The sequence below is a fragment of the Neobacillus sp. KR4-4 genome (genome assembly GCF_042136325.1).
Taxonomy (GTDB): Bacteria; Bacillota; Bacilli; order Bacillales; family Cytobacillaceae; genus Neobacillus.
On the sequence record NZ_JBHHJU010000017.1, the window covers coordinates 1 to 25,444 of the forward strand.

General features: G+C 38.9%; 23 protein-coding genes and 1 rRNA gene. 4 read left to right on the forward strand and 20 right to left on the reverse strand.

Annotated features, from left to right (window positions below):
• Positions 1 to 74 (reverse strand): 16S ribosomal RNA (locus tag ACE198_RS17050); the annotation flags it as partial.
• Between the two features lie 478 nt (positions 75 to 552).
• Between ACE198_RS17050 and ACE198_RS17055 the strand changes: the two genes are divergently transcribed.
• From ACE198_RS17055 to guaC, 4 genes are all read left to right on the forward strand, one after another.
• On the forward strand, positions 553 to 792 hold the full coding sequence (locus ACE198_RS17055) for a spore germination protein (RefSeq protein ID WP_375376368.1): 240 nt from the start codon (positions 553 to 555) through the stop codon (positions 790 to 792).
• 323 nt (positions 793 to 1,115) lie between these two features.
• A complete protein-coding gene (locus tag ACE198_RS17060; protein WP_375376369.1) occupies positions 1,116 to 1,508 on the forward strand; it encodes a GntR family transcriptional regulator in 393 nt (130 codons plus the stop codon).
• Positions 1,509 to 1,525: 17 nt separating this feature from the next.
• Positions 1,526 to 2,617 carry a DUF1648 domain-containing protein gene (locus ACE198_RS17065; protein ID WP_375376370.1) on the forward strand — a complete coding sequence of 364 codons (1,092 nt, stop codon included), beginning with the start codon at positions 1,526 to 1,528 and terminating at the stop codon, positions 2,615 to 2,617.
• Between the two features lie 188 nt (positions 2,618 to 2,805).
• Positions 2,806 to 3,789, forward strand: a complete 984-nt coding sequence (gene guaC / locus ACE198_RS17070) for a GMP reductase (RefSeq protein ID WP_375376371.1) — start codon at positions 2,806 to 2,808, stop codon at positions 3,787 to 3,789.
• An 81-nt stretch (positions 3,790 to 3,870) separates the two neighbouring features.
• On the opposite strand, the gene menC is transcribed toward guaC, so the two are convergent.
• The 19 genes from menC to ACE198_RS17165 all read right to left on the reverse strand — a co-directional run bounded on the left by menC (position 3,871) and on the right by ACE198_RS17165 (position 25,435).
• The gene (gene menC, locus ACE198_RS17075; protein ID WP_375376372.1) at positions 3,871 to 4,980 is read right to left on the reverse strand and encodes an o-succinylbenzoate synthase; all 1,110 of its coding nucleotides are present in this window, start codon (positions 4,978 to 4,980) and stop codon (positions 3,871 to 3,873) included.
• A gap of 21 nt (positions 4,981 to 5,001) precedes the next feature.
• Positions 5,002 to 5,823, reverse strand: a complete 822-nt coding sequence (locus tag ACE198_RS17080) for a GNAT family N-acetyltransferase (protein ID WP_375376373.1) — start codon at positions 5,821 to 5,823, stop codon at positions 5,002 to 5,004.
• A 27-nt stretch (positions 5,824 to 5,850) separates the two neighbouring features.
• Positions 5,851 to 6,573, reverse strand: a complete 723-nt coding sequence (locus tag ACE198_RS17085; RefSeq protein WP_098573330.1) for an amino acid ABC transporter ATP-binding protein — start codon at positions 6,571 to 6,573, stop codon at positions 5,851 to 5,853.
• A gap of 50 nt (positions 6,574 to 6,623) precedes the next feature.
• A complete protein-coding gene (locus ACE198_RS17090) occupies positions 6,624 to 7,280 on the reverse strand; it encodes an amino acid ABC transporter permease (RefSeq protein WP_375376374.1) in 657 nt (218 codons plus the stop codon).
• 12 nt (positions 7,281 to 7,292) lie between these two features.
• Positions 7,293 to 8,081 (reverse strand): transporter substrate-binding domain-containing protein, encoded by a 789-nt coding sequence (locus tag ACE198_RS17095; protein ID WP_375376375.1) that lies wholly within the window; start codon positions 8,079 to 8,081, stop codon positions 7,293 to 7,295.
• Between the two features lie 12 nt (positions 8,082 to 8,093).
• Positions 8,094 to 9,245 carry an amidohydrolase gene (locus ACE198_RS17100; protein WP_375376376.1) on the reverse strand — a complete coding sequence of 384 codons (1,152 nt, stop codon included), beginning with the start codon at positions 9,243 to 9,245 and terminating at the stop codon, positions 8,094 to 8,096.
• A gap of 26 nt (positions 9,246 to 9,271) precedes the next feature.
• Positions 9,272 to 10,123, reverse strand: coding sequence for a MurR/RpiR family transcriptional regulator (locus ACE198_RS17105; protein ID WP_375376377.1), 852 nt, complete (start codon positions 10,121 to 10,123; stop codon positions 9,272 to 9,274).
• Between the two features lie 703 nt (positions 10,124 to 10,826).
• Entirely contained in the window at positions 10,827 to 10,994 is a 168-nt protein-coding gene (locus ACE198_RS17110; protein ID WP_375376378.1) for a hypothetical protein, read from the reverse strand.
• Positions 10,995 to 11,201: 207 nt separating this feature from the next.
• Positions 11,202 to 12,377 carry a thiolase family protein gene (locus ACE198_RS17115; RefSeq protein ID WP_375376379.1) on the reverse strand — a complete coding sequence of 392 codons (1,176 nt, stop codon included), beginning with the start codon at positions 12,375 to 12,377 and terminating at the stop codon, positions 11,202 to 11,204.
• Positions 12,378 to 12,440: 63 nt separating this feature from the next.
• Positions 12,441 to 14,597, reverse strand: coding sequence for a methylmalonyl-CoA mutase (gene scpA / locus ACE198_RS17120; RefSeq protein WP_375376380.1), 2,157 nt, complete (start codon positions 14,595 to 14,597; stop codon positions 12,441 to 12,443).
• Positions 14,585 to 16,735, reverse strand: a complete 2,151-nt coding sequence (locus ACE198_RS17125) for a methylmalonyl-CoA mutase family protein (RefSeq protein ID WP_375376381.1) — start codon at positions 16,733 to 16,735, stop codon at positions 14,585 to 14,587. The genes scpA and ACE198_RS17125 overlap by 13 nt, the downstream gene beginning before the upstream one ends.
• Positions 16,736 to 17,019: 284 nt before the next feature.
• Positions 17,020 to 17,595, reverse strand: coding sequence for a hypothetical protein (locus ACE198_RS17130; protein WP_375376382.1), 576 nt, complete (start codon positions 17,593 to 17,595; stop codon positions 17,020 to 17,022).
• Positions 17,596 to 17,620: 25 nt separating this feature from the next.
• On the reverse strand, positions 17,621 to 19,243 hold the full coding sequence (locus ACE198_RS17135) for an ATP-binding protein (RefSeq protein ID WP_375376383.1): 1,623 nt from the start codon (positions 19,241 to 19,243) through the stop codon (positions 17,621 to 17,623).
• Between the two features lie 36 nt (positions 19,244 to 19,279).
• Positions 19,280 to 20,368, reverse strand: a complete 1,089-nt coding sequence (gene phaC, locus ACE198_RS17140) for a class III poly(R)-hydroxyalkanoic acid synthase subunit PhaC (protein WP_375376384.1) — start codon at positions 20,366 to 20,368, stop codon at positions 19,280 to 19,282.
• Positions 20,369 to 20,435: 67 nt separating this feature from the next.
• Positions 20,436 to 20,855, reverse strand: coding sequence for a hypothetical protein (locus tag ACE198_RS17145; protein ID WP_375376385.1), 420 nt, complete (start codon positions 20,853 to 20,855; stop codon positions 20,436 to 20,438).
• Positions 20,856 to 20,900: 45 nt separating this feature from the next.
• Positions 20,901 to 22,451 carry an acyl-CoA carboxylase subunit beta gene (locus ACE198_RS17150; protein WP_375376386.1) on the reverse strand — a complete coding sequence of 517 codons (1,551 nt, stop codon included), beginning with the start codon at positions 22,449 to 22,451 and terminating at the stop codon, positions 20,901 to 20,903.
• Between the two features lie 33 nt (positions 22,452 to 22,484).
• Positions 22,485 to 23,018: an acetyl-CoA carboxylase biotin carboxyl carrier protein gene (gene accB, locus ACE198_RS17155; RefSeq protein WP_375376387.1), complete on the reverse strand. Its 534-nt coding sequence runs from the start codon at positions 23,016 to 23,018 to the stop codon at positions 22,485 to 22,487.
• A gap of 33 nt (positions 23,019 to 23,051) precedes the next feature.
• Positions 23,052 to 24,404, reverse strand: a complete 1,353-nt coding sequence (gene accC / locus ACE198_RS17160) for an acetyl-CoA carboxylase biotin carboxylase subunit (RefSeq protein ID WP_375376388.1) — start codon at positions 24,402 to 24,404, stop codon at positions 23,052 to 23,054.
• Between the two features lie 62 nt (positions 24,405 to 24,466).
• Positions 24,467 to 25,435, reverse strand: a complete 969-nt coding sequence (locus ACE198_RS17165) for an electron transfer flavoprotein subunit alpha/FixB family protein (RefSeq protein WP_375376389.1) — start codon at positions 25,433 to 25,435, stop codon at positions 24,467 to 24,469.
• Positions 25,436 to 25,444 lie beyond the last annotated feature (9 nt).

Here is a 25,444-nt window from a genome sequence, read left to right on the forward strand (position 1 = left end):
GAGTCTCGCTCGACTTGCATGTATTAGGCACGCCGCCAGCGTTCGTCCTGAGCCAGGATCAAACTCTCCAAGAAAGTTGATTAGCTCATTTGTTACGTTGGCTCGTGTTCTTACTATATTAATAGAAGAAACACGATTAATATTGTTTGTTTGCACGATTTTGTTTGTTTAGTTTTCAAAGAACAATATATCACTTAAATTAGCGACAGCGAAGTAAATTTTACAACTTCGACTCGCAGAAGTCAACTTCTTTTTAAAATTGACTTAGCCGCCTCAGCGACGAATAATAATATAACAAATAACTTGCAGGTAAGTCAACTTCTTTTCGCAAAAAAGTTTAAACATAAAAGAAGTTTTTAAAAGTATCATACTCTAATAGCTTTAGTGAAAATTATTTTCCATAGATAGATCCTGTATATACGCCCAACAGAATTGATTTGAAGAGATAAGATAAACACTTTATATTTTAAATTCCATGTTTGTCCATTTCTATAATGCTTTTTTAACATACTTTATATAACACTCTAAACCTACATTTAATTGGAGGCTCTTATGTCTAATCAAATTAATATTTTCAATCTGCACGTAAACGGGATGGCACAAAACGCAAGCATTAATATAGGAAGAACCTTACACAATAGCCATACTGCAAACTTAAAATTATTTGGTGCTAATTTCTCAATGGGCGATTTTTCACCTAGTCATTCTCTGATTATTACGGTGATTCAAGATTCCGATATATGTGATCAAGGTCAAAATGAAAATCCATCTTCATCAAGCAAAAGTCAATGAGGGTTATAGTCCGAGATTTTGTAATAACTCCTTTGCAAATTCCTTTTGCGAACTGGGACTGTTATTGTTCGCCTGGTGGACTTTTTTTAATAGTTTAACAGGAAAGATTGTTAAAGAAGCACAGAGCATAATTGAGCTCTGTGCATTTTTATATCTTTCGCCAGTATTCTATTAATAAGTACTAGCTAAATCTAGGTTATCTCACTATTAAGCGTATGGTGACAGGAAGCCAGAGCCCATTTTCAAACGACAATGTACATTGTTATAGATTCAATAGAACAGATGTGTTATAATATCTATAGAACAGATTGGAGGGAAAGAACATGATTATTCGAATTGAACCTGATTCCGATATTCCCATTTACCAACAACTCACCAATCAAATAATTGAAGGAATCGCTAGAGGATCCATACAGCCAGGTGATTCCCTGCCGTCTGTGAGGGCATTTGCAGCTGACCTTGGCGTTAACATGCATACCGTTAATAAAAGCTATCACCAATTAGAGAAAAAGGGAATTATCCGCATCGCTCCTAAATCTGGAGCGCAGATCTCGTCTCCACAAAATTTCAGCGCATCCTCAAGCGATAAATTGAAAGAGGCATTTAAACCACTTATCGCAGAATCGCTTGTTGTGGGAATGTCCCATGCGCAAATTCAGGAACTTGTCACTTCTATTATTGAAGATTTAAGAAATAGCAATAAAAATCTCATCTAACAAGGAGGAGAAAATCTATGACTTTGGCCATTTTTCTTATCATTGCGATTATTTTAGTAGGTATCCAAACCACCGTTCCGTTTTTAGTCAAACGGACCGTTATATTTGGGGTCACCGTCCCAGAAAAATACCTAAAGAACGAAACGCTAACCTCTTATAAAAAGGGATATGCACTATTGGTTTCCCTTCTTTCATTTGTGGTTTTAGCCGGCTATCTTCTGTGGGCACTATTAAATAACCCTTCTGAAGAACAAACTGTGCTGGTCGGGACGGTCATCCAATTTGGCATCATCCTTTACAGTCTTACCCTCTATTTTTTCTATCATGGAAAAACGCTTCAATTAAAAAGGAACAACAACTGGGGTGAGGGTCTAAAACAAGTAAAAATCACTGATTTATCCGTTCGTTCCCAGGATGAAATGCTTCCATGGTATGTATATTTACTGCCAATCGTAATTACAGTCGGGGTCATTGGATACACTATTCTCCAATACGACTTGCTGCCGATGCAGATTCCAACTCATTGGGGAATAAACGGTGAAGCTGATGACTTTACAGAAAAAACACCTATGTCCGCCATCTTAATGCCGCTAACATTTTTAATTATGCAGTTCATGTTTTTAGGCATTCATATTGGGACGAAGAAATCCGGCATTAAATTAAGCGCCGTTAATACCAGCGCTTCGCGCATGCGTCAGCTCACTTTACGGAAAAATTCAAGCTGGTTTATGTTTATCATTAGTTTCTTGTTGACGGTTATGTTTAGTTTCTTTCAATTAAAAACGATTCATCCTGATTTATTTGCTGGAATTACCATGGTAGCAGCACCCATCCTTTTCCTTGTCATTGCCTTAGCGGGAACCATTGCCTTTGCTGTAAAAGTAGGACGATCAGATAAACTCGGCATGGATGAAGCTGAAGAGGGAATAACCGATTTTGACGAAGATGCCCATTGGAAAGGCGGCCTCCTTTATTTCAACCGAAAAGATCCTTCGATCTTTGTTGAAAAACGATTTGGTGTTGGCTGGACACTCAATTTTGGCAACCCGATTGGTTATCTTATTGTCTTAGTACCGTTGGTGATCATCTTAGTGATCTCTTTTTTGTAGGAACGGTCCATTTAGTGCCTGTCCCCCATTACTTTAGAGCAATAAAGTAGTGGCCGACATGGCACTTTATTTTTTTTCCACATAATTCTTATTTGTTTTGACAAAATAACAAATATACTGTAAATTAACATATGTACGAACAATAGGATTTAATTTTACTAGAATATTCGTGTTTGGGAGTGTAATTTATGGATAATGTATTTGATTATGAAGATATTCAACTGATTCCTGCTAAATCTATCGTTAACAGTCGATCTGAGTGTGATACCAGTGTCACATTTGGTGGACATACATTTAAATTGCCAGTTGTACCTGCAAATATGCAGACGATTATAGATGAAAAGCTTGCAATTTTCTTTGCGGAGAATGGTTATTTCTATATTATGCACCGTTTCCAGCCTGAAAAGCGGATTTCCTTTATTAAGGATATGCAAGGACGTGGACTGATCGCCTCTATTAGTGTCGGTGTAAAAGAGGGAGAATACGATTTCATCAACCAGCTGGCCGATGAAAAGTTAACACCTGAATTTATTACCATTGATATCGCCCATGGCCATTCCAACTCCGTGATTAAAATGATTAAGCATATTAAGAAACACTTACCTACTAGCTTTGTCATTGCCGGAAATGTCGGAACTCCTGAAGCTGTTAGAGAATTAGAGCATGCCGGTGCAGATGCGACGAAAGTTGGAATTGGACCTGGTAAGGTTTGTATCACGAAAATAAAGACTGGATTTGGAACAGGCGGCTGGCAGTTAGCTGCACTAAGATGGTGTGCCAAAGCGGCAAGCAAACCAATTATCGCTGACGGTGGCATTCGTACACATGGTGATATCGCGAAATCTGTTCGATTTGGAGCATCCATGGTCATGATCGGTTCTTTATTTGCAGGTCATGAAGAATCTCCTGGGGAAACGATTGAGAAGGACGGAAAGTGTGTGAAAGAATACTTCGGTTCCGCTTCGGAATTCCAAAAAGGCGAACGTAAAAATGTGGAAGGTAAAAAAATGTACGTCGAACACAAGGGCCGTTTAATCGATACATTGATCGAAATGGAACAGGATCTTCAGTCCGCTATTTCCTATGCCGGAGGCAACAAGTTAAAAGACATCCGGACAGTCGACTATGTTGTGGTTAAGAACTCCATCTTTAACGGTGATAAAGTTTATTAATAAGTAAATGCCAGTTCCCCTAGCTTAGTTACCAATTAGGGGGACTGGCATTTTTGTTATTTTTCATTTTTTAAACCAAAGCTATGAACGGAAAGTACGGCTATACAGGGTGTACTTTTCAATCCTGTCGCGATTTGGTTCATATCCGATACCCGGAAGTTTGGGAATGGTAATCATCCCATCTTCAACGATTACCTCAGGATCGATAATATCTTCCTTCCAGTAATGGGCTGAGGCTGCTGTATCACCTGGAAGTGTAAAATTAGACAAGCTTGTGATCGCAATATTATGCGCCCTGCCGACCCCAGACTCTAGCATTCCTCCACACCAGACGGGAATTCCATTTGCCTCGCATAAATCATGGATCCGTTTGGACTCAGTTAGGCCTCCGACACGGCCGATCTTTATGTTTATTATTTTACAACTTCCCAGTTGAATCGCCTTTCTTACATCTTCGACACTATGGATACTTTCATCCAGACAAATTGGAGTCTCTATTTGCGCTTGCAGCTGCGCGTGGTCGATGATATCATCAAAGCCTAATGGCTGCTCAATCATGGTTAAGTTGAATTGGTCCATTGCCTTAAGAGTATCAAGATCATCTAGTGTATAAGCGGTGTTTGCGTCAGCCATCAATGGAATATCTGGGTACCGTTTACGTATCTCTTTTAAAATATTTACATCCCATCCTGGTTGAATTTTTACCTTGATGCGCTTATATCCCTCTTGCAGACTAGCTTCTATTAAACTCAATAGTTCTTCGACCGAATCCTGAATCCCAATACTAACACCAACTTCAATCTTTTCTAACTTTCCTCCAAGAGCGGAAGCAAGACTTACTCCCTGCTGTTTAGCATAGGCATCCCAGATCGCCCCTTCCAGAGCAGCCTTCGCCATGTAATTTCCTCGAATATGATGGAACCGTTCGGAAACCTCATCCGGATGTGAAATTGGCTCTTTCAGAAGAAGGGGAATCAAAAAATCCTCCATCATATGCCAATTGGTTTTGACTGTCTCTTCCTTATATGTGGCATCTATCGCAGCAACGGATTCCGCCCATCCCGAAATACCATCCTTCGTTAGGACTTCCACTAAAATAAAATCTTTATCATATTCCGTTCCAACCGCTGTTGTAAAAGGGTGTAAAAGATCCATTTTCATATGTCGTAATACGATTCGTTGTATTTCCATTCTATTTATCCCTCACTTCGTTTAGGTACGTTTCTTAGTTAATACATAGTGATGGAGGTAAGGAAGATTACTCTTTCGTAATGCCGTTACCGTCCACCCTTTACTTAAATAATAGGTAAAAACCTCGCGCGTTTTCAGTCGCCAATCCAATCCAGTTTCTAAATCATTCGCTTTAATGGTTTGAAATTGATTCGGAACAGGTACATACAGGACATTCACATTCCATTCGTGATCAAGTAAAACAGCTTTTGGAACCGGGAAGCCCTGAGCATCCACTTCCACTTGAATCAAAAGGGGCACTTCTTCGCCTTTAGCAGAATCTTCCCTTGGCTTCGACGTTTCCCCAGCAATGTCCCATTCCACTAAAAAACGATCAGATGGTAATCCTGCATTCAGAATGTCAGGCATTTCACCGTAGCAATTTTCAATATACTGCGTACAAACTCCACCTAATTTGCTTAAATTAAGATATCCATTAACCGTTTCAAGTGGATCATATGTCCACACGATTAATCGGTAGCCCTTATGAAGAGCTTCTTCTCGCTGCCTTAATTTTAATTTTTCACCGATGCCCATTTTTTGAAAATCTGGGTGAATGCCCATACTGTGTGAGCAAAGATAGATGGTTGTCCCATCAAATCCAGGAAAGCTATATTGAAATCCAATTAATCGTGCGCCAGAAAAAGCGCCAATCACCAGCCCGCCATTTTTTACAACGGCAATGCTATGATTCACTGGGACCGGATCTTCATCCGCCCAAATAAGACTTTCTAAATCTCTCACGGCAGTCAATTCCTCTGCCGAATGTAACATGCGAATCGTAATCGGTTCTAATAAACTCATCTTGAATAACGCACCTCCTGCACTTGATTAGATGACACTTTTAAGAAAACTTTTTAAACGATCACTATTTGGATTGCTGAATAGTTGAAGTGGCGGTCCTTGTTCCTCGATGACACCGTCACACATATAAATCACTCGATCAGCTACCTCTCTAGCAAACTTCATCTCGTGTGTGACGATCAGCATCGTCATACCTTCTTCTGCTAACCCCTTCATAACATTAAGTACCTCACTAACTAGTTCTGGGTCTAATGCAGAAGTCGGTTCATCAAAGAGCATAATTTTCGGATTCATCGCCATCGCCCGTGCAATCGCGACCCGCTGCTGCTGACCTCCGGAAAGCTTCCTTGGGTATACATCCTTTTTATCTTTAAGACCGACTCTTTCGAGGAGGACTAAAGCCTGTTCGACGGCTTCTGCTTTAGACTTCTTTAACGCCTGAATAGGTGCCTCTATAATATTTTGTAAGACGGTAAGGTGCGGGAATAGGTTAAATTGTTGAAATACCATGCCCACTTCTCTTCTAATTTGTTGGATACTTCGCGGCGAATAGTTTAATTCCATTCCATCAATCGTAATTCGACCAGAAGACAGGGTCTCAAGCCCGTTCAGACAGCGGAGGAGCGTACTTTTACCCGAACCGCTTGACCCAATCAGAGCAACAACCTCGCCAGGATACACCTGTAAATTAATCCCTTTTAAAACCTCCAGCTGATGGAAACTTTTATGGACTTTTTCAATTTCAATAATAGGATGAAGATGATCTTTCACATGATTTGACACATTTGGTCCTCCTTTCACTATCGTTCGCTGATTGACAACTTAAATTCTACTTTTCTTAAGAAAAACGAGAATATCGTGGTCATCACTAAGTATAGAACGGCCGCTGTAATATAGAATTCAATAAATGCATAATTCGTTGACGCAAATCTTTGTGAAGTCATCATCAATTCTGATACGGTAACAAGCGACGCAAGCGAAGAATCTTTTAATAGTGTGATAGATTCATTTCCAATCGCAGGGATGCTTACTCTTAGTGCCTGCGGGAGAATAATTCTTCTCATAATGGTGGGATAACCAAGTCCAAGTGACTGAGCTGCTTCCATCTGCCCTTTTGGTATGGACAAGATTCCTCCTCTTAGAATTTCAGCAATATAAGCACCGGCATTTATTCCTAACGCCAGCACTGACGCGGTAAAGGGATCTAGTTCAAGCCCGATTTGCGGAAGGCCGAAGTAAACAAGAAATAATTGCACCAACAGCGGGGTCCCCCTCAGGACCCAAATATAAAAGTCGGCGAACAATGACAAAATCTTAAACTTTGAAATCTTCAGGATTACAATAATAATTCCCATCACTAACCCAAGTAGTAAGGAAAGAATCGAGATTTCAAGGGTCAGGATCGATGCCTTAAGTAAAAATGGAATGTATTCAGTTACAAGAGAAAAATCTAACATATCTTTCGCTCCTTATCGGATGTCTTTTCCAAACCATTTTTTACTAATTTCTTCATATTTACCGTCTTTTTGCATTTCGGCGATCACCTTATTGATTTCTTTACGGAAATCATTATCTTCTTTACGGATCGTCATGCCCGCTAATTCAGTATTTAATAGTCCGTCAATGGCTACTAAACTATAATTTTGATCGAGGATAATTTTGGCACCGACGCCTTGGTCTGTTGAAACACCATCAAGACGGCCATTTACTAAGTCTTCAAAAGCAAGAAAATCATTCTTATACAGTTTCACATCGGCCCCAAGCTTGGTTACCTCTTCTGCTGCTGTAGTTGAGATCGTTACCCCAATCTTTTTCCCTTTCATGCCTTTTGGGTCTTTTATCGAAGAATCTTTTGGAACAAACAACTGATTACCAGTGGTAAAATAAGGGTCGCTAAACGATACTTTCTTCTTTCTTTCCTCGGTGATCGCCATATCTGAAATGATAATATCAAACTTTTTCCCCGTTAATGCAGGGATCATACTATCCCATGGGTTTGATACTAAAACGGCTTTCACACCAAGTCTTCTTGCCACTTCTTGAGCAATATCCACGTCGAATCCTTCTAACTCATTGCTTTTATTAATGTAGTTATATGGAGGGTACGCTCCTTCAAGAGCAATCTTCATTTCTCCCTTATCCTTAATAGACTTAAGTGTATCTCCTTTTACTGAACCGCTAGCATCCTTGCTCCCACCGCACGCAGCCATGATCAGGACTAAACACGCTATACCCAAACCAACCATAAACTTTTTCATCATTATCCCCCATTACTGTTTATTTTTATGATTATTTAAAGCAGCCTTATAAACTAGACTTGATAATATTTTCGTTCCATAGAAGAGCGCATCTTGATTAAACTCCATCTCCGGATGATGAAGACCAGGGCGCAAGTCACAGCCAAGTCCAATCATGGTGGCCTTTATTTCCGGATTTTGAAGGGTATAGAAATGAAAATCTTCACCCCCTTGTGAAATACAATTGTCCACCACATTTTCTTCTCCCATGACAAAGGCCGCAGCTTCCTTTGCCATCTTAATCGCTTCTTTATTTAATCTTGCGGCTGGAACAAATTCCTCCACGGAGGCGCTTATTCTTGTCCCAGTAAGAGCACCTACTTTCTCTAGCAAATCTAAGGCTCTGGACTGCAGCTCTTCCATGGCTTCATTTGTTGCCGCCCGTAAATCTAAGATAAAATTTGCCGTTTCAGGAATGACATTGGAGGAATTTCCTCCAGCGTGTAAGCTCGTCATTTTTATCGAAAAAGAATCAGGGCTTTTTAGTCGAATGTTTTGCAAGGCTTGGATTACGAAAGATGCTGCTTCGATCGAATTGTTACCATCCTGGGGCCGCGATGCATGGGCTTGTTTTCCCTTAATAACACCGTATATGGTGGCACAGGAACTATGAACAATGGCAGGAGCGGCTTTCCCCAACGGAACTTCCATCCAAGGTCGAAGATGTACACCAAATAAGTAATGGACACCTTCCAATGCTCCATCTCGGATCATTTGTAGTGCACCTTCGCCTTTTTCTTCTGCTGGTTGGAAAATGAAACGAACCGGCTTTAATCCAGCTGGTTTACAAGCCGCAAAAGCCAAGGCAGTATGTAGTACCATGGTGCTGTGAGCATCGTGCCCACAGGAATGATTGGGTTGGACCTTTCCTTTCACTTCTTGTAATAAGGCATCCAAATCCGCGCGTAAAGCAACGATTTCGTCCCCTTCACCTGGTATATCTGCAATAATTCCATAATGACCAGGGAAGGTCTTAAAGGATATCCCCGCTTTTGCTAACTCTTCCTGAATATAATGGGACGTCTTTTGTTCCTGCCAGCTGGGTTCAGCCAATTGGTGCAGGTCAGCATAAGTCTTTAAAATGGTTTGCTCCTGCTCATTTATAAAATGAAGAAGCTGGTTCATTGAATTTCTCCTCTCCTCACAAGTGTTCATTCAATAAAAACATGGTAATTCGTGTAAAGCTCTTCTAATTTCTGCTGCCGAGCTTGAATCTGATGAGAATCTTTCACCTTCATCCCGGCAATGATAAAATCTAACAATATGATGGCTGGTGTAATGGAATGGGCGGCCGATTCTGAATCTTCCTCCGTGGTTAATGTAAGGTCAGCGATTCGACCAATGGGAGACAATAAACGATCGGTCACGCAAATTAATGGAATTCCCTGTTTTTTGGCACACTCTGCAATATGCAGGGTCTCCTTCGAATAACGCGGAAACGAGATAATAAATAAAACAGAACGCTCACTTAAATCCCCCAACCGCTCGTAGATTTCTCCAGTTGATGGGCAGAGTGTGACTTGATCCCGAAGAGAATGAAGCTGAAATGAAAACCAGTGTGCCGGTGCATAGGATGCACCCATTCCCAAAATGAAGATTCGATCGGCATTGATTAATTCATTAACAACCTTCCATAATTCTGTTTCATTCAGTTGATGATTGGTTTCCCGCTGGGAAAGAATTTCCTTTTCCAGGATTTCCGTAAAGAGAGACGTGTGCTCTTCCTCTTTCCTTTCCACTTGCGGATCTGAACTAAATGGATGCAAACTTTTGTTTACGATCTGCTGTTGAATGTAATTCTGCATTTCACTGAAACCATTAAATCCCAATGCGTAGGAAAGACGAATGACGGTGGTTTCACTAACTTCTACCTTTCGTCCTATCATCATCGCTGTGCTAAAAGCGGATTCATCCAGTTTCTCTATCAAATATTTGGCAACTTTCTTTTGCCCAGGTGATAAGGCATCATACTTTTCTTTTATAATCGTTTCAAAACTTTTCATAAGCCCTCCATATTGTGCAGTTAATACTTCATTTTTAATAAATGTTGCAGGAACTTCTTTATTGTTTTTTATTATACTTCATTTCTTGAATATTTAGAAAGATTTTTTTATTAAAAACTAGTTTTTTTAGCATGTTCGGAAAAATTGATTAGTATCAATTGTGTTTGAACAACTGTAAACCATGATTTAGTAGAAAGACAGATTAATCTGCTCCATACCAATCACGTTCGCAGTATGATCAAAGTAGTCTGCAATGCAGATGTAGATATTTGTCGATGGGCTTCAAATTGGATTACTACGAAATAGCACACATAATTGTTTTAAAATTTTTTTCTTATAGGCCCTAATACGGTTTGGAAAAAGCGTTGCCTAAAAATGTTTGTAAAATTTCCGGGCTTGTATTAGCAGAACTGTGATAAAAAGGATCCAACCGGAGGAATACCTACCGTGCATTTGGGTGGTCCAGTAAGTACTCTATTAGTAGAAGCAACCCAAGTTCCATACTGACCTGCATGCAAAGAAGGTGTCTTCATAACTAACAGCCCACATAAAAGGAATTGACGAACTCTGAATGTTGCATCATCAAAAATTTCTAATTGACTCGAAAATGATGCAAACCGTGATTCAAACCTTAGCTGTTTGGTATTTTCATCCCAATATCCATTAATAACAATCGGACTAGCTCAAAAATTGGCTGTACTCCTTACTGTGCTGCCAGAGACCGAATCAATGGTAAGTCCCCCCTTACAAGCGGTCTTCCTGCTATATCGGTACTAATCCCCCATCGTGTTGGAAAGGGTAAACTTAGCAAATTGTTTTGAGATGTAAACAAAATGATTTCTCCTCTTTCCTTTACTTTTTTTATGTTCATCACATATATTCCCTAGACAATTGCCTAATAACTTGTACTCTCAAAAATGTGTAATAACCTAAAAAACTATTATTTCTTATCTATTTATCAAAATAAAAAAAGCATCAAACCCTAATAAACAAGTTTGATACTTTTTAGTAATAATATAGTCTATCGGTAAAGCGATTCTTCAAAACCATCTAATTCTCATGATTCTACCATGTTCTTTTATACTGCTTCAATGATGATTGAAACGCCTTGTCCGCCGCCTACACATAAGGATGCTAATCCAATTTGTTTCTTTTGACGTCTTAATTCATGAACTAAGGTAACCACAATCCGTGCACCTGAACATCCGATTGGATGTCCTAATGCTATCGCTCCTCCATTAACATTAATAATCTCCTCTGGCAAACCTAATTCCTTATTTACCGCCAGCACTTGTGCTGCAAATGCTTCATTTAGTTCTGCCAATTCAATATCCTGTATTGTAAGATTTGCTCTCGTTAAGGCTTTTTGTGTTGCCGGGACTGGGCCAATGCCCATGATAGAAGGAGAAACAGCAGCACTAGCAACCGAACGAATTTTGGCAAGTGGTTTTAAGCCAAATTCCCTTACAGCTTGTTCAGAAGCAACAATGACTGCAGCTGCCCCATCATTAAATGACGAAGCATTTCCAGCTGTCACCGTCCCATTTTCTTTAAAAGCTGGTTTCAGAGTTAGTAATTTCTCCAGATTAGTATTTTTTATATTCTCATCTTCTGTAAATAAAGTGGAACCATGCTTACTTTTAATAGAAACAGGAATAATTTCTTTTTCGAATTTACCTTGTTCTTTAGCTTTAATAGCTTTTTGCTGGCTACCTAAGGCAAAAACATCTTGTTCCTCTCGGGAAATTTGATAGCGTTCTACTAAATTTTCAGCTGTAATCCCCATATGGTAACCTTCTATCGCACAGTGAAGTCCATCATGAAAGAGTGCATCCACTGTCCGTAAATCTCCCATTTTCTGTCCCCACCTTGCATTCATCACCAAATGCGGGACATTACTCATACTTTCTGTCCCACCTGCAATCACAACATTTGAATCTCCTGCAAGAATTTGATGATACGCTAATGTAATTGCGCGCAATCCAGATGCACATTGTTTATCAATAGTAATGGCTGGCACAGACACAGGTAACCCAGAATGGATAGCTGCTTGTCTAGCTGGGTTTCCTTTGAGCCCTGATTTTAGTACATTACCTAGTACTACCTCATCAATGTATTCAGCTGAAAGACCAGAGCGCTGCCACACCTCTTTAACAACTTCCGTCGCAAGTGGTACTGCACCAACATCTTTCAATGAACCTCCGAAACACCCTATCGGAGTTCTAAGTGCCTCAACTAAGTATACATTTTGCATACACTATCACCCGTTTCCCATAAAAATAGCGGTTTTGTCCGCGGTTTTACTATGCACTTCACTTTAATCGTTTCGATTTAAACGTCGATTTATTTCTTCTAATACTTTTTGAGCAGCAACAGGTATGACTGTTCCTGGACCAAAAATAGCCGCTACTCCATTTTCTTTTAAAAATTCATAATCCTTGATAGGGATAACACCTCCTGCCACAACAACGATGTCTTCTCGATCGAGCTTCTTCATTTCAGTCATTAGTTTTGGCAATAGCGTCTTATGACCACCAGCTTGAGAGCTTATCCCAATAACATGAACATCATTTTCAACTGCCTGAAGTGCAGCTTCTTCTGGTGTTTGAAAAAGAGGACCAATATCTACATCAAATCCTAAATCTGCAAATGCAGTTGCTATTACCCTAGCCCCGCGATCATGACCATCCTGTCCCAGCTTGGCAACCATGATTCTTGGACGGCGTCCTTCCCTCGCTTCAAATTCCTGAGTATGTTGTCGTACGTTATCAATTTCTTGCTCAATAGCATATTCGGCGCTATACACTCCAGTGACCGAGCGAGAATTTGCTTTGTGACGCCCAACAACTTTTTCATATGCATCGGAAATCTCACCCAGACTTGCTCTGGCCCTTGCTGCTTCAATTGCAAGGGCTAATAAATTACCTTCTCCTGTTTTAGCAGCTTGGGTAATTGCCTTAAGTGCAGCTTGCACCTTTATTTCATCACGACTTGAACGCAGTTCTTGTAAGCGCTTAATTTGAGCTGCTCGTACAACCGCATTATCAACTTCAAGGATGTCTAGTTGATCTTCATTTTCTAACCGATATTTATTAACCCCGATAATGGTTTCAATTTTAGAGTCAATATGGCTTTGCCGACGAGCTGCGGCCTCTTCAATTCTCATCTTCGGCAGTCCCATTTCAATGGCTTTAACCATGCCACCTAGTGCCTCTACTTCTTGAATATGATTCCAAGCTTTATGTGTTAATTCATGTGTTAAAAATTCTACGTAATAAGAGCCGCCCCAAGGATCCACTACATTACAAATACCTGTTTCTTCTTGTAAATAAAGCTGGGTATTCCTGGCAATCCGCGCAGAAAAATCTGTCGGTAATGCAATGGCCTCATCTAGAGCATTTGTATGCAATGACTGTGTATGTCCCATTGTTGCTGCCATTGCTTCAATACAGGTTCGAGTTACGTTATTAAAAGGATCCTGCTCGGTTAAGCTCCAGCCTGATGTTTGGGAGTGAGCACGCAGTGCCATGGATTTTTCATTTTTCGGTTGAAACTGTTTCATCAGTTTCGCCCACAATAGGCGTCCTGCCCGCATCTTCGCTACTTCCATAAAATAATTCATTCCAATCCCCCAAAAAAACGATAACCTTGGGGCAAATGTATCAATATCCAACCCGGCTTTCAGTCCGGTTCGAACATATTCTAATCCGTTGGCTAAAGTGTACCCTAACTCAATATCTGCAGTCGCTCCAGCTTCTTGCATATGATAGCCAGATATACTAATGCTGTTAAATTTCGGCATATGTTGAGAGGTGTAGGAAAAGATGTCTGCTATTATTCTCATTGAGGCTTGAGGTGGGTAAATAAAGGTATTCCGAACCATATATTCTTTTAAAATATCATTTTGGATGGTACCAGATAATTGTGATTGATGAACACCTTGTTCTTCAGCTGCCACGATATAAAAAGCTAAAATCGGAAGTACAGCACCATTCATTGTCATGGATACCGACATTTTATCCAGTGGGATCCCCTCGAACAAAATTTTCATATCCATTATCGAATCCACAGCCACACCTGCTTTTCCCACATCACCCTCGACACGGGGATGATCAGAATCATAGCCACGGTGAGTTGCCAAATCAAATGCGATCGATAGGCCCTTTTGTCCTGCAGCTAAATTACGGCGGTAAAAAGCATTGCTCTCCTCTGCAGTTGAAAAACCAGCATATTGTCTTATTGTCCATGGTTGGTTAATATACATTGTTGGATATGGCCCTCTTAAAAACGGTGCGATTCCAGATACATACTCCAAATGTTCCATATTAGTAAGGTCAGAAGATGTATATAAGGGTTTCACGTCAATGTTCTCTAATGTTTTCCATCTTGCAGCCGTTTCTTTAATTTTTCGAGGAATGTGGGAAGTAAAAGTGTCGCGAAATGACATTTTAGTAAAGTCAACTACTTTGTACATTCTCTAATTCCTCCCTTTATTTGAAGAGTGACCAGTTTTTCATAATAGTTAATATTAGAATGGATAAAGTCACCTACTCCTGCTTTCATATACAGTTCTCTATCATCTGCAGGTGGATAACCAGCCAATAGAATGGTTACGTCGCTATTACATTGTTTCATACGTTTTGCTAGAGAAGGAACCACCTCAGAAAACATCTCATCCTTGCACAAAATGACCACAATATTGGATTTGGAAGATTGGAACGCATGTAATGCCTCGGAAATCAATTGATATTCTGCATGTTGGCTTACATGAAATCCCCCTACTTTTAAAAATTCAGTTACGAAATCTGTATGATGTTTATAGGTAGAAACAGGTCCAAAATTGGCTACAAATATCTCAGGGAGATGACCAATCTTTAACTTGTATTTTTCTGCATGCTCACGAAGTGTCTCAAAAGGTTCTGCTGCTCTGTGTAAACTAAAAGGACGAATAGAGGGGTTCATATTTGTTGTTATACACATAGCTTGTAAGAGTTCATCTATTGTCACACCGGCATTGGCCGCTTTTATAGCATTCTTCATAGAATTATTTTCCGTAAATTTTTTTAATGAATCTTGTAATAGAACGAACTCCACATTAGAATACTGATGGTTAACAGTATTGGGCGCGTCATTTTTGACTGGAGTCTGGACCTGTTCCATGTTTACTTGAGAACTCCACGGATTCTCATCCAAATTTGGATAGATGTTTGTTCCCACGATCTTTTCTTTCCCGCTTTTGATATTATTCATTCTTTCTTCAGCTGTTCTAGCAACTGTTTCTTGTGGAAAACCCTCAAGGAGAGAATGATACATTCCACCTGTTTTTTCTATTTGTTGAAAAAGCTCCCATGCCTTTTCAGCTAGTGTATAGGTGAGTGTTTCGATGTACCATGAACCTCCCGCTGGGTCGGTAACCTTGGACAAATTAGCTTCATTTTCCAGAATCAGATGAGTATTTCTTGCAATTCGACGAGAAAACTCATTAGGCGGACCGATTGCCTCATCAAATGGTGACACATGCAGGCTATTAACACCACCCATGATCCCGCAAAACGCTTCTATTGTTCCACGGAGAATGTTTACATAAGGATCGTGAATCGTCTTTGTCCATGCCGAAGTCCTTGCGTGTATGAACATCTTTTGAGAAGTATCATTACCGCCTATTTCCTTCACAATTCTAGCCCACAACATACGAGCTGCTCTAAATTTTGCAATTTCCATGAAAAAATTTGAACCTATTGAAAAAGAAAAAGATATCCTATTTGCTGCATCATCAATTGAAATGTGGTGATTTTCCATAGTGCGAAGATATTCCAAACCTGTGGCAATTGCAAAAGCCAATTCCTGTACAGCATTTCCCCCTGCATTATGGTATCCATGGGTTTGGACAACAATTGTTTTCAATTCGGGAGAGTGTTTCATCGACCACTTGGTTATCTCTGCCATCATTTTGTAAGCTTGATTAATAGGATATGGAAGATCCCCTTTTTGTACGAGTTGTCCAATTGGATCCATACCAATACAGCCTCTAACTCTATTGGGACGTTGATTTTGTTGAATGATATAAGCCATAAATGAAGCAAAAAAAGGAAATCCGCTTATCCCTGGTTCGACATAGATTGGGACTTCTTCTAAATTTATCTTCTGGAATGCTTTGTGAAAATGCTGGAGAGAGGCTATTGAAACACCTCTCCTATTTACCTTTTCCTGTTCTAAAGGGTCAATCCATCTCATTTCGTCTAATACCAAATGAAGCATCGTTTGCCCTTTTTCTAAATCATTTCGTACAGCTTGATTAAACTCTTCTGGATCCGAGCAGGCTACTTCCTGACACACTTTCCAAGGTTCATGTTGATTGCCTACTACATTTGTTCCACGTAAATATGGGAAATCACCTGGCAATGTAGATAAAAAGGGATATTGCCCCATATCTTCATGACGATACAATGGTTGAAGTCGTATTCCTTCATAAGTATCGGTAACTAGATTTTCTTCAAATTTAGCCCCTTTTAAGTTTTTCTCTGCCACTTCTCTCCACTGTTGAAAAGTTGGGGTAGAAAAATTCTCAAACAATTGTATTTTAGATTCTGGCATTTTACTATTAATGGTCACCGTTGCAAGCCACTCCCCTTCTAGTCTATAATTCTGTAATCTTTTAAATTTGTATTTTTAACCTGATTTTTCCCGGGAAGTTTTTGACAAAGAATATTTGGATTGTTTTGAAAAGTGGTAAGTTGGATAATTATAATAAACTTTTGCAATCGCCAAATTTTCACAAAGGTAGCACTTAATTTGATACGATGCTTTGCTAAGATGGGGAGCATCTAAAAATGGCAGTACTTCTTTTATATGTGTTTTACATACCCACATAATTTCACCCCTTACTCCAATTTTTTTTATTTATTTATCATTGAAGGCACCATATATTTATTAAAGGGAAAGAGTACATTCTCGATTGGATTTGTTAAGAGACTAAGGAATGTTCTTTGATTTTTTAGGATAATAGAAAATGTTTCTTTTATATTTTTCACAAACAAATTTCGATAATTTCGTCTGTATTCAATATACTTTTCTAGTGTGTTTATAATAGTATTGGAATAATTACTTTTTACTAGATTATTTAAAGGACTTGTAAGGAGGTCTGATGAAAGATTTTTAATCTGATTCACTTGAATATTAATTTCCTCAAATGAATTTATTAGGAGTAGATTGTTCAAGACTGTAGTTGATGTCAATAATTGGTCTCGTGACATTTCTTCCCATTCAAAGAGTTCTTTGGTCATTTGGCTTATGAGTTCGTTTACATTTGTTTGATTTTGTTTAAACTTTTCAGCCACTTGTTTTATAGATTGCAGAAGAACTTCCTCTCGATATTCCTCTCCTTCGTCCCAATCATCAATTATTTGAAATGATTGATTCCAAAATTGGTCTATAAAAGAAACATTTTTTTTGATTTCATTAACTAAGCTCATTTCAATTCCTCCTATTAGGACATACTTAACTTGCCAATGGTAATGTAATCTCAATTAAAGTCCCTTCGTTCACTTTACTTAAATAGGAAATACTACCATTATGCTGTTTAATAATCTTATGGCAGATCATTAAACCGAGTCCTGTTCCCTTTTCTTTTAAAGTATAAAATGGCTCACCTAACCGAGGAAGCAGCTCTTCAGGTATGCCGCATCCTTGATCTTGAAATGAAATAATACACGCACCAGCTTGGTCCTTTTTAATATTGATATAAATTCCACCCCCTCCTTTCATTGATTCTATAGCGTTCTTTATTAAATTAATAAATACCTGCTTTAATTGATTCTTGTCACAAGTTATATAAATTGGAGTTTCTTCAACAATCAGATGAAATTGAATATCATTCATAATGAACTGGGGAGAAAGTATATCAAGCGTATGCTCTATTAGTTCTTTCACATTCATCCTGCTTAGTTTGACAGCTTGCGGTTTTCCCAAAGCAAGAAATTCGCTTGTAATCGTTTCAATTCTTTCTAGTTCACTTAGGAGTAATTCAGTATACTCCATAGATTTATTCTCATTCTTATATAGTTGAACAAATCCTTTTATGGTTGTAAGTGGATTTCTTATTTCATGTGCTACTCCGGCTGCTAGTTCACCGACAACGGATAGCTTTTCAGATTGCAAAAGAATTTCTTCTGATTTTTTCCGTTCAGAAATATCTCGACTAATCTTGACGAAATGTTCAATAGAATCGTCTTCACCCTTTACAGGCATTAAACGGGATTCTATTTCAATCCAATCCCCACTTTTGTTTTGTAAACGGTATTCAATCAATTGTGATTGTTTAATTTCAAACATCCCATCCCATCTATTTTTCAACTTATAAACATCATCAGGATGAATTAACTCAGATAATTTGACCCCTGTCAGGTCAGATTCTTCGTATCCTAAAATATATTTATGTGAAGGAGAGATGTAACGAAGAACATAATCTTTATCCATTACCGATATTAGGTCTACCGTATTCTCAGCAATAAGGCGATAGTTTGATTCACTTTCCTCTACTTTCTTATACATATATGATAATTGGTAGTTTAATCGATGCAACTTGACGTATGACTCAATTAGTAAGGCACCAATCACTACTCCTATTACCATAAAAAGTAAATACTCAAAATGGAAGAGTAAATTATCATTAAAAATATGAAAGATGGATACATAAAAAATATACATACACACAAAAGTAACAAATAGAAGGACAACTCTTTTTATTGGTGTAATTCGAGAAAAAGATTTATGTAAAACAGAAAAACTAGCCATAACAATTGAAAAACCAATAATGGCTTGGTACCACTCACCACCAACAAATAGTCTTGCCAGCAGTGCAATTCCCCCAGTAATTATTCCTGCCGCCGGCCCAAGATAGGCAAAAACTAGTATGACAGTTGCATATCGAAGATCATAAGCATACCCTTGTTGCTTTATAGATAACATGACTAGGATGATGGTAAACATTCCGGCATAAACACCGACCCAAAGTCGAACTTGGTTAATTGGCTTATGATTAATAAATGAACGGATAACGAGAGGCATAATTACAAAAAGGCAAAATATTGAAAGATTAACAATGTAGTTAAAAAAATTCAACCTTATTCCCACCTCATCATTTGACAGTATACACGTTTAGTTTGATCTCTCTTCTAACCAATCACCAATCGTTGGATAAGTTATTTTTGAAGCTTTACTTCCAAAAGCAATAGACGTATGTCCAACTGGTAAGTTTATATATTGTTTGTCTTTACTGGATATTCGGTTCATCAATGCTTCTACTTGATGAGGTGGAGCAATAATGTCAATTTCACCCGATAAGTTGAGGACATTAGCCGTGATCTCCTCAAGTTTAACCTGACGGCCACGAATAACAAGTTCCCCTTTAATCAGCTTGTTCTTTTGATAAAATTCGTGAATCCACTGACGATAGGATTCACCCGGAAATGGAATGCCATCGTTTAACCATTTTTGCAGAAGTTTAAAGCTGGTGACAAAACTTTCATTATCAGCACGATCAAAAAGACTAACATAAGGGCCATAAAAGTTTGCCATCGGTTTTAGTAATTTGTTTCCAAAGTCAATCATTTCAGGTGGAATATTACCGTATGTTTGCACTAATTTATCAATATCAAAATGTTGCTCATCCAACATAGCACCATATAGACCTGAATCTTCAAAATCAAACGGAGTTGTCATAAAGACAAGATTACGAATTGGCAATTCAGGGTGTAAAGCAGCAAATATTGAAGTAATTGTACCGCCCATGCAATATCCTAGAATGGACACTGCATCCGCATGCGATGTTCGCAAGACTTTTCGAACCGCTCGTGGGATGTAGTCCATAATATAGTCATCTAATTTCATATTTTTATCTTCGATGCCTGGTGTACCCCATTCTAGGAGATAGACGTCAAAGCCTCGATTTACTAGATATTCAACTAAACTGCCACCCTTTGTTAAATCCATGATATAGGGCTTATTAATCAGTGCATAAATCAAGAGAAGCGGAGTTTTATGTTTTTTTGGTTGTTCTGAAATATATCGATATAGTATCGTTTTATTCCTAGTCCAAATGACTTCTTTCGGGGTTGGGCCGACCTCTGGTTCGGCATCCTTCATTAACACTTGAGTTACGCTTTTTAAACGTCTACACATCTGTTGATACTCCTCAGGTACCATTTCGATAAATTTTTCATATTCTCTTGTCATAAAATTGTTCATAACTCCACCCCTTACTTAATTATTTGATAAAATAAAACAGTTTCAGATCGTTTTATTCCTGCACCAGTTACACAGTTCCTTTTGTATTCGTAACCTTTTGCGAATTTAATAAAGTTACGATTTGATTCAATTTTGTATCAAGACTTTTCATCTCCTTTTTCAAATTTACTATCTCACCTCGCAGTACCACTGTATCTCTTTGATTATCCTTGGTTTCTTCAGTAAATTCTTCTAAATCATCCACTTTCGCATCTATCTTGACAATCTGTGAGGAAATATGCGCAAGATCATTTCTGGAAGGCAGATTAACAAATTCATAATACCGTGCTGTGGTTTCATTCAATATTTTTTTTATTTGAAGATTCATTTCTAACATCTGACCGACCGCTTGTGCAGGAAATTGTTTGGTAACTTGATCATCCAAAAGGTTACTGTACTGGGAATAGTAATCTTTCAAATTTTCATAATAATTAAAGTTTAGTGCCATCTTTTCTCCTCCTATTTACCTGAATAATTAATTTATATATTGATCTTACAACGGAATATTTCCATGCTTTTTTTTCGGTCTTTCTTCTTTTTTTGTTCTAAGCATCTCTAACGACTGTTTCAGAACTTTCCTTGTATCTCTGGGGTCAATCACGTCATCAATCATTCCATGTGAAGCTGCAACATAAGGATTTGCAAACATATTTCGGTATTCCTCAATTTTTTCCGATCGGGTCAATATTGGATTACTGCTTTGGTTAATTTCTTTGGCAAAAATGATATTTGCTGCTCCTTCCGGACCCATTACGGCAATTTCAGCATTTGGCCATGCATACACTATATCTGCACCGATGGCTTTTGAATTCATTGCCACATAGGCTCCGCCAAATGCTTTTCGCAGAATAACCGTTATTTTTGGAACAGTAGCTTCTGAGTATGAATACAGAATTTTTGCTCCGTGTCGAATGATCCCGCCGTGCTCTTGATTGACACCTGGGAAAAAACCAGTTACGTCTTCAAATGTGATAATTGGAATGTTAAATGAATCACAGAATCGAATGAATCTGGCAGTCTTATCTGAAGAGTTAATATCCAATCCTCCAGCCATTACTTTCGGCTGATTGGAAATGACCCCGACACAATTTCCATCAATTCGTCCAAAACCTATAACGATATTTTTTGCGTAATCCTTTTGAACTTCCATGAAATGACCGTGGTCTAATACTTGTTCTAATACCTTTCTTATGTCATATACCTTCGTTCCATTGAGAGGGACGAGGTCAAGCAAATCTTCCCTCCAGTCATCAGTTCCATAAATATCTAAAGACGGAGGATTTTCCATGTTATTTTGAGGCAGAAAGGTAATTAATCTCCGGACCTCTTCTAGGACCTGTTGTTCAGATTCCCCAGTAAAATGAGCACATCCACTTATGGAGGAATGAACCTTTGCCCCTCCTAGGTTCTCTGCAGTAATTTGTTCCCCAGTTACCGTTTCAATAACTTTAGGACCTGTAATAAACATTTGACTGGTTTTTTCTACCATAAACACAAAATCTGTGATAGCTGGGGAATAGACAGCCCCTCCCGCGCAAGGGCCCATAATCACAGATATTTGTGGGATTACTCCTGAGTAGATCGCATTCCGATAAAAAATTTGACCGTAACCATCTAGTGAAACGACACCTTCTTGAATCCTGGCACCGCCAGAATCATTTAATCCAATAATCGGAGCACCATTTTTAGCTGCCAAGTCCATAATTTTGCAAATTTTAGTCGCGTGCATCTCTCCTAATGCTCCGCCAAAAACGGTAAAGTCCTGAGCAAATATGTAGATCAGGCGGCCATGAATTTTTCCATATCCGGTCACTACACCTTCTCCCGGGCTTTCTAATTTTTCCATACCAAAATTGGTTGCACGGTGCTGTATGAATGGGTTTAATTCCACAAAGGAATCTTCATCCAGTAATAAATCAATTCGTTCCCTTGCAGTAAGTTTTCCGCGTTTATGCTGTGTATCAATTCGGTCATTACCACCCCCAAGCTCGATCTTTACTTTCCGATCCCATAAGTCATAAATCTTCTCATAATCTGTGCTCATTGGTTATCTCAACCTCCTCTCTACTAGAAATATTTAGGATGTCTGTTTCACTAAAAAAAGAGGTTGACCGTACTCTACAAGCTTGCCATTCTCGACAAGAACGTCAACAATCTCTCCGTCCATTTCTGCTTCAATTTCATTAAACAATTTCATGGCTTCTAAAATGCAGACCATGGTTGATTTCTCAACTTTATCACCAATTTTAACAAAAGGTTCCGCGTCAACTCCTGGTGCCCTGTAAAACGTTCCTACCATTGGAGAAACAATTTTTGAAAGGTTTTTGATTTCATCATTTTTTTGTGAATTATCCTTCACTAAGTCTGTCGTTGTAGCTACTTGAACAAGTCCTGTTGATATCTCATTATTTGTGTATGATGGTATAACGACTGTAGTCTCAGCATTAACAGGAAGAGCCTGAGTATTAACAGTGTTTATCTCCCTTAGCTGTGCTGTCCCGATGCTTCTCCGTATTAATATTTTAGAATTACTTTCTTCAATTTCTAACACCTCTATTGAAGAATCATCCACTAATTTAATCATTTCTCTTATTTCTTGGATTTTGAACATTTTTTTCTCTCCTTAATAATCGTAAACTATGAATCATACTTCTAACTTTAAGGGATTCATTTCAAGAAATTTTGTATTAAAATGTCCTTTTACAAAGGATTCATGTTCTAGTAATTTTTGATGAAATGGAATAGTAGTTTTGATTCCACTAATAACAAATTCATCAAGTGCCCTCTTCATGCGTGCGATCGCCTCTTCACGATTTTCCCCCCAAACAATCACTTTTGCTGCCATCGAATCGTAATAAGGGGAAATTTCGCATCCAGGATAGAGAGCGCTATCTACTCGTACACCATACCCCCCCGGAGGCAGATACATTTCGACTTTCCCAGGTGAAGGCATAAAATTCTTTGCCGGATTTTCTGCATTAATACGGCATTCGATGGCCCAGCCCTTGATTTTAATATCTTCCTGTCTATAAGTGAGAGGGAAGCCAGCTGCCACCGAAATTTGCTCCTTAATTAAGTCAATGCCTGTAATCATTTCTGTCACAGGATGTTCTACTTGAATTCGGGTATTCATCTCCATGAAATAGAAATCACCGTTTTTATCTAATAAAAACTCCACAGTCCCGGCTCCATGATAGTTAACAGATTTTGCAGCGGCGATTGCTGCTGAACCCATCTGTTTACGAATATCCTCCTCAAGTGCTGGTGACGGTGCTTCTTCTACCAGCTTTTGATGGCGTCTTTGAATAGAACAGTCTCTTTCCCCTAAATAAATGACATTACCGAGCATATCCCCAATAATTTGAATTTCAACATGGCGTGGTTCCTCAATGTATTTCTCCAGATACACACCGGCGTTTCCAAATGCGGTTTCAGCTTCATTCTGTGCTTGACGGATTGCTTTTCGTAATTCCTCTTCATTCCATGCTACTCTCATTCCCTTGCCGCCACCGCCAGCCGTTGCCTTTACAATAACGGGAAAACCAATATCCATAGCTATACTTACGGCTTCTTCAAGGTCTTCTATCAAACCATCAGTTCCTGGTACGGTAGGTACCCCTACTTTCTTCATGGTGTCTCTAGCGACCGCTTTATCCCCCATTTTACTTATAGCTTCTGGTTCAGGACCAATAAATGAAATGTTAAAATCCGAGCAGATTTCAGCAAAATTTGCGTTTTCAGCTAAAAAACCATATCCCGGGTGAATGGCATCCGCATTGGTTGATAGAGCAGCACTAATTATATTCCCAATATTCAAATAACTTTTAGCAGACGGAGTAGGTCCAATACAATATGCTTCGTCTGCCAGCTGCACATGCAGTGCTTCACGGTCTGCTTCAGAATATACAGCAACCGTAAAGATCCCCATTTCTTTGCACGCCCTAATTACACGAACAGCAATTTCACCTCGATTTGCAATAAGAACCTTTTTAAACATGTACAAGTTCCTTTCGATTAGAAATTTTATAGAGTAAAACAAGTTTTAATCACTAGTAGTTTTTAAGAGATTACTAGTGCTTTTTTGAATTCCTCCGCCAGCAATGGTACCACCTCAAACAAATCACCCACTATACCATAGTCCGCTATTTGAAAGATGGGTGCTTCCGGATCTTTGTTAATCGCAACAATTACTTTAGAGTTAGACATTCCTGCTAAATGCTGAATGGCACCAGAAATTCCACAGGCAATGTACAAATCAGGAGTGATGACCTTTCCTGTCTGTCCGATTTGCAGTGAATAATCGCAGTATTCGGCATCGCATGCACCACGAGAGGCACCCACCGCACCCCCTAGGACATCTGCCAGTTTCTGAAGCACCTTAAAACCTTCTAACGTTTTAACCCCTCTACCACCAGAAATGACTATTTTCGCTTCTAATAAATCTACACCGACAGTTGTTTTTTGTATTACTTCTTTTACAACCGTCCGTATGTCTTTGATTTCAGCATAAAAGCGCACAATCTCAATCGTTCCTCCGACTTCTTCCACCGGGATATTATTCGGACGGACAGTTGCAAATGGGATGCCAGATACTACTTTCTTTTTCTCAAAGGCTTTTCCGGAAAAAACAGGACGGGTGAAGATAACATCAAAGTCTTCCACCTGAACATCAATAACGTCAGATATTAGTCCTAGCCCAAACCGCGATGCTATGCGCGGTGCAAGATCTTTTCCGATTCCCGTATGTGGCATTAATATAGCTTCTGGTTCGACTACATCAATTAACTGGCTTAAGCATTGAGAATATGCATCTGTTGTATACACATCAAGTTCATCGTTGCAAATAATGTATACTTTATTTGCTCCATGTCTCTCTAAAACGCTTACATAATGAGTGGCATCGCTGGCGAAAGCCACAGCTATAATTTCTCCACCTTCTGCAATACGCTGCGCTGCTGTCAGCAACTCCAGCGAAACACTTCTTAGGTTCCCAGCTTTAGCTTCAGTCACTACAAGTACTTTTCTCATGGTTGTCCT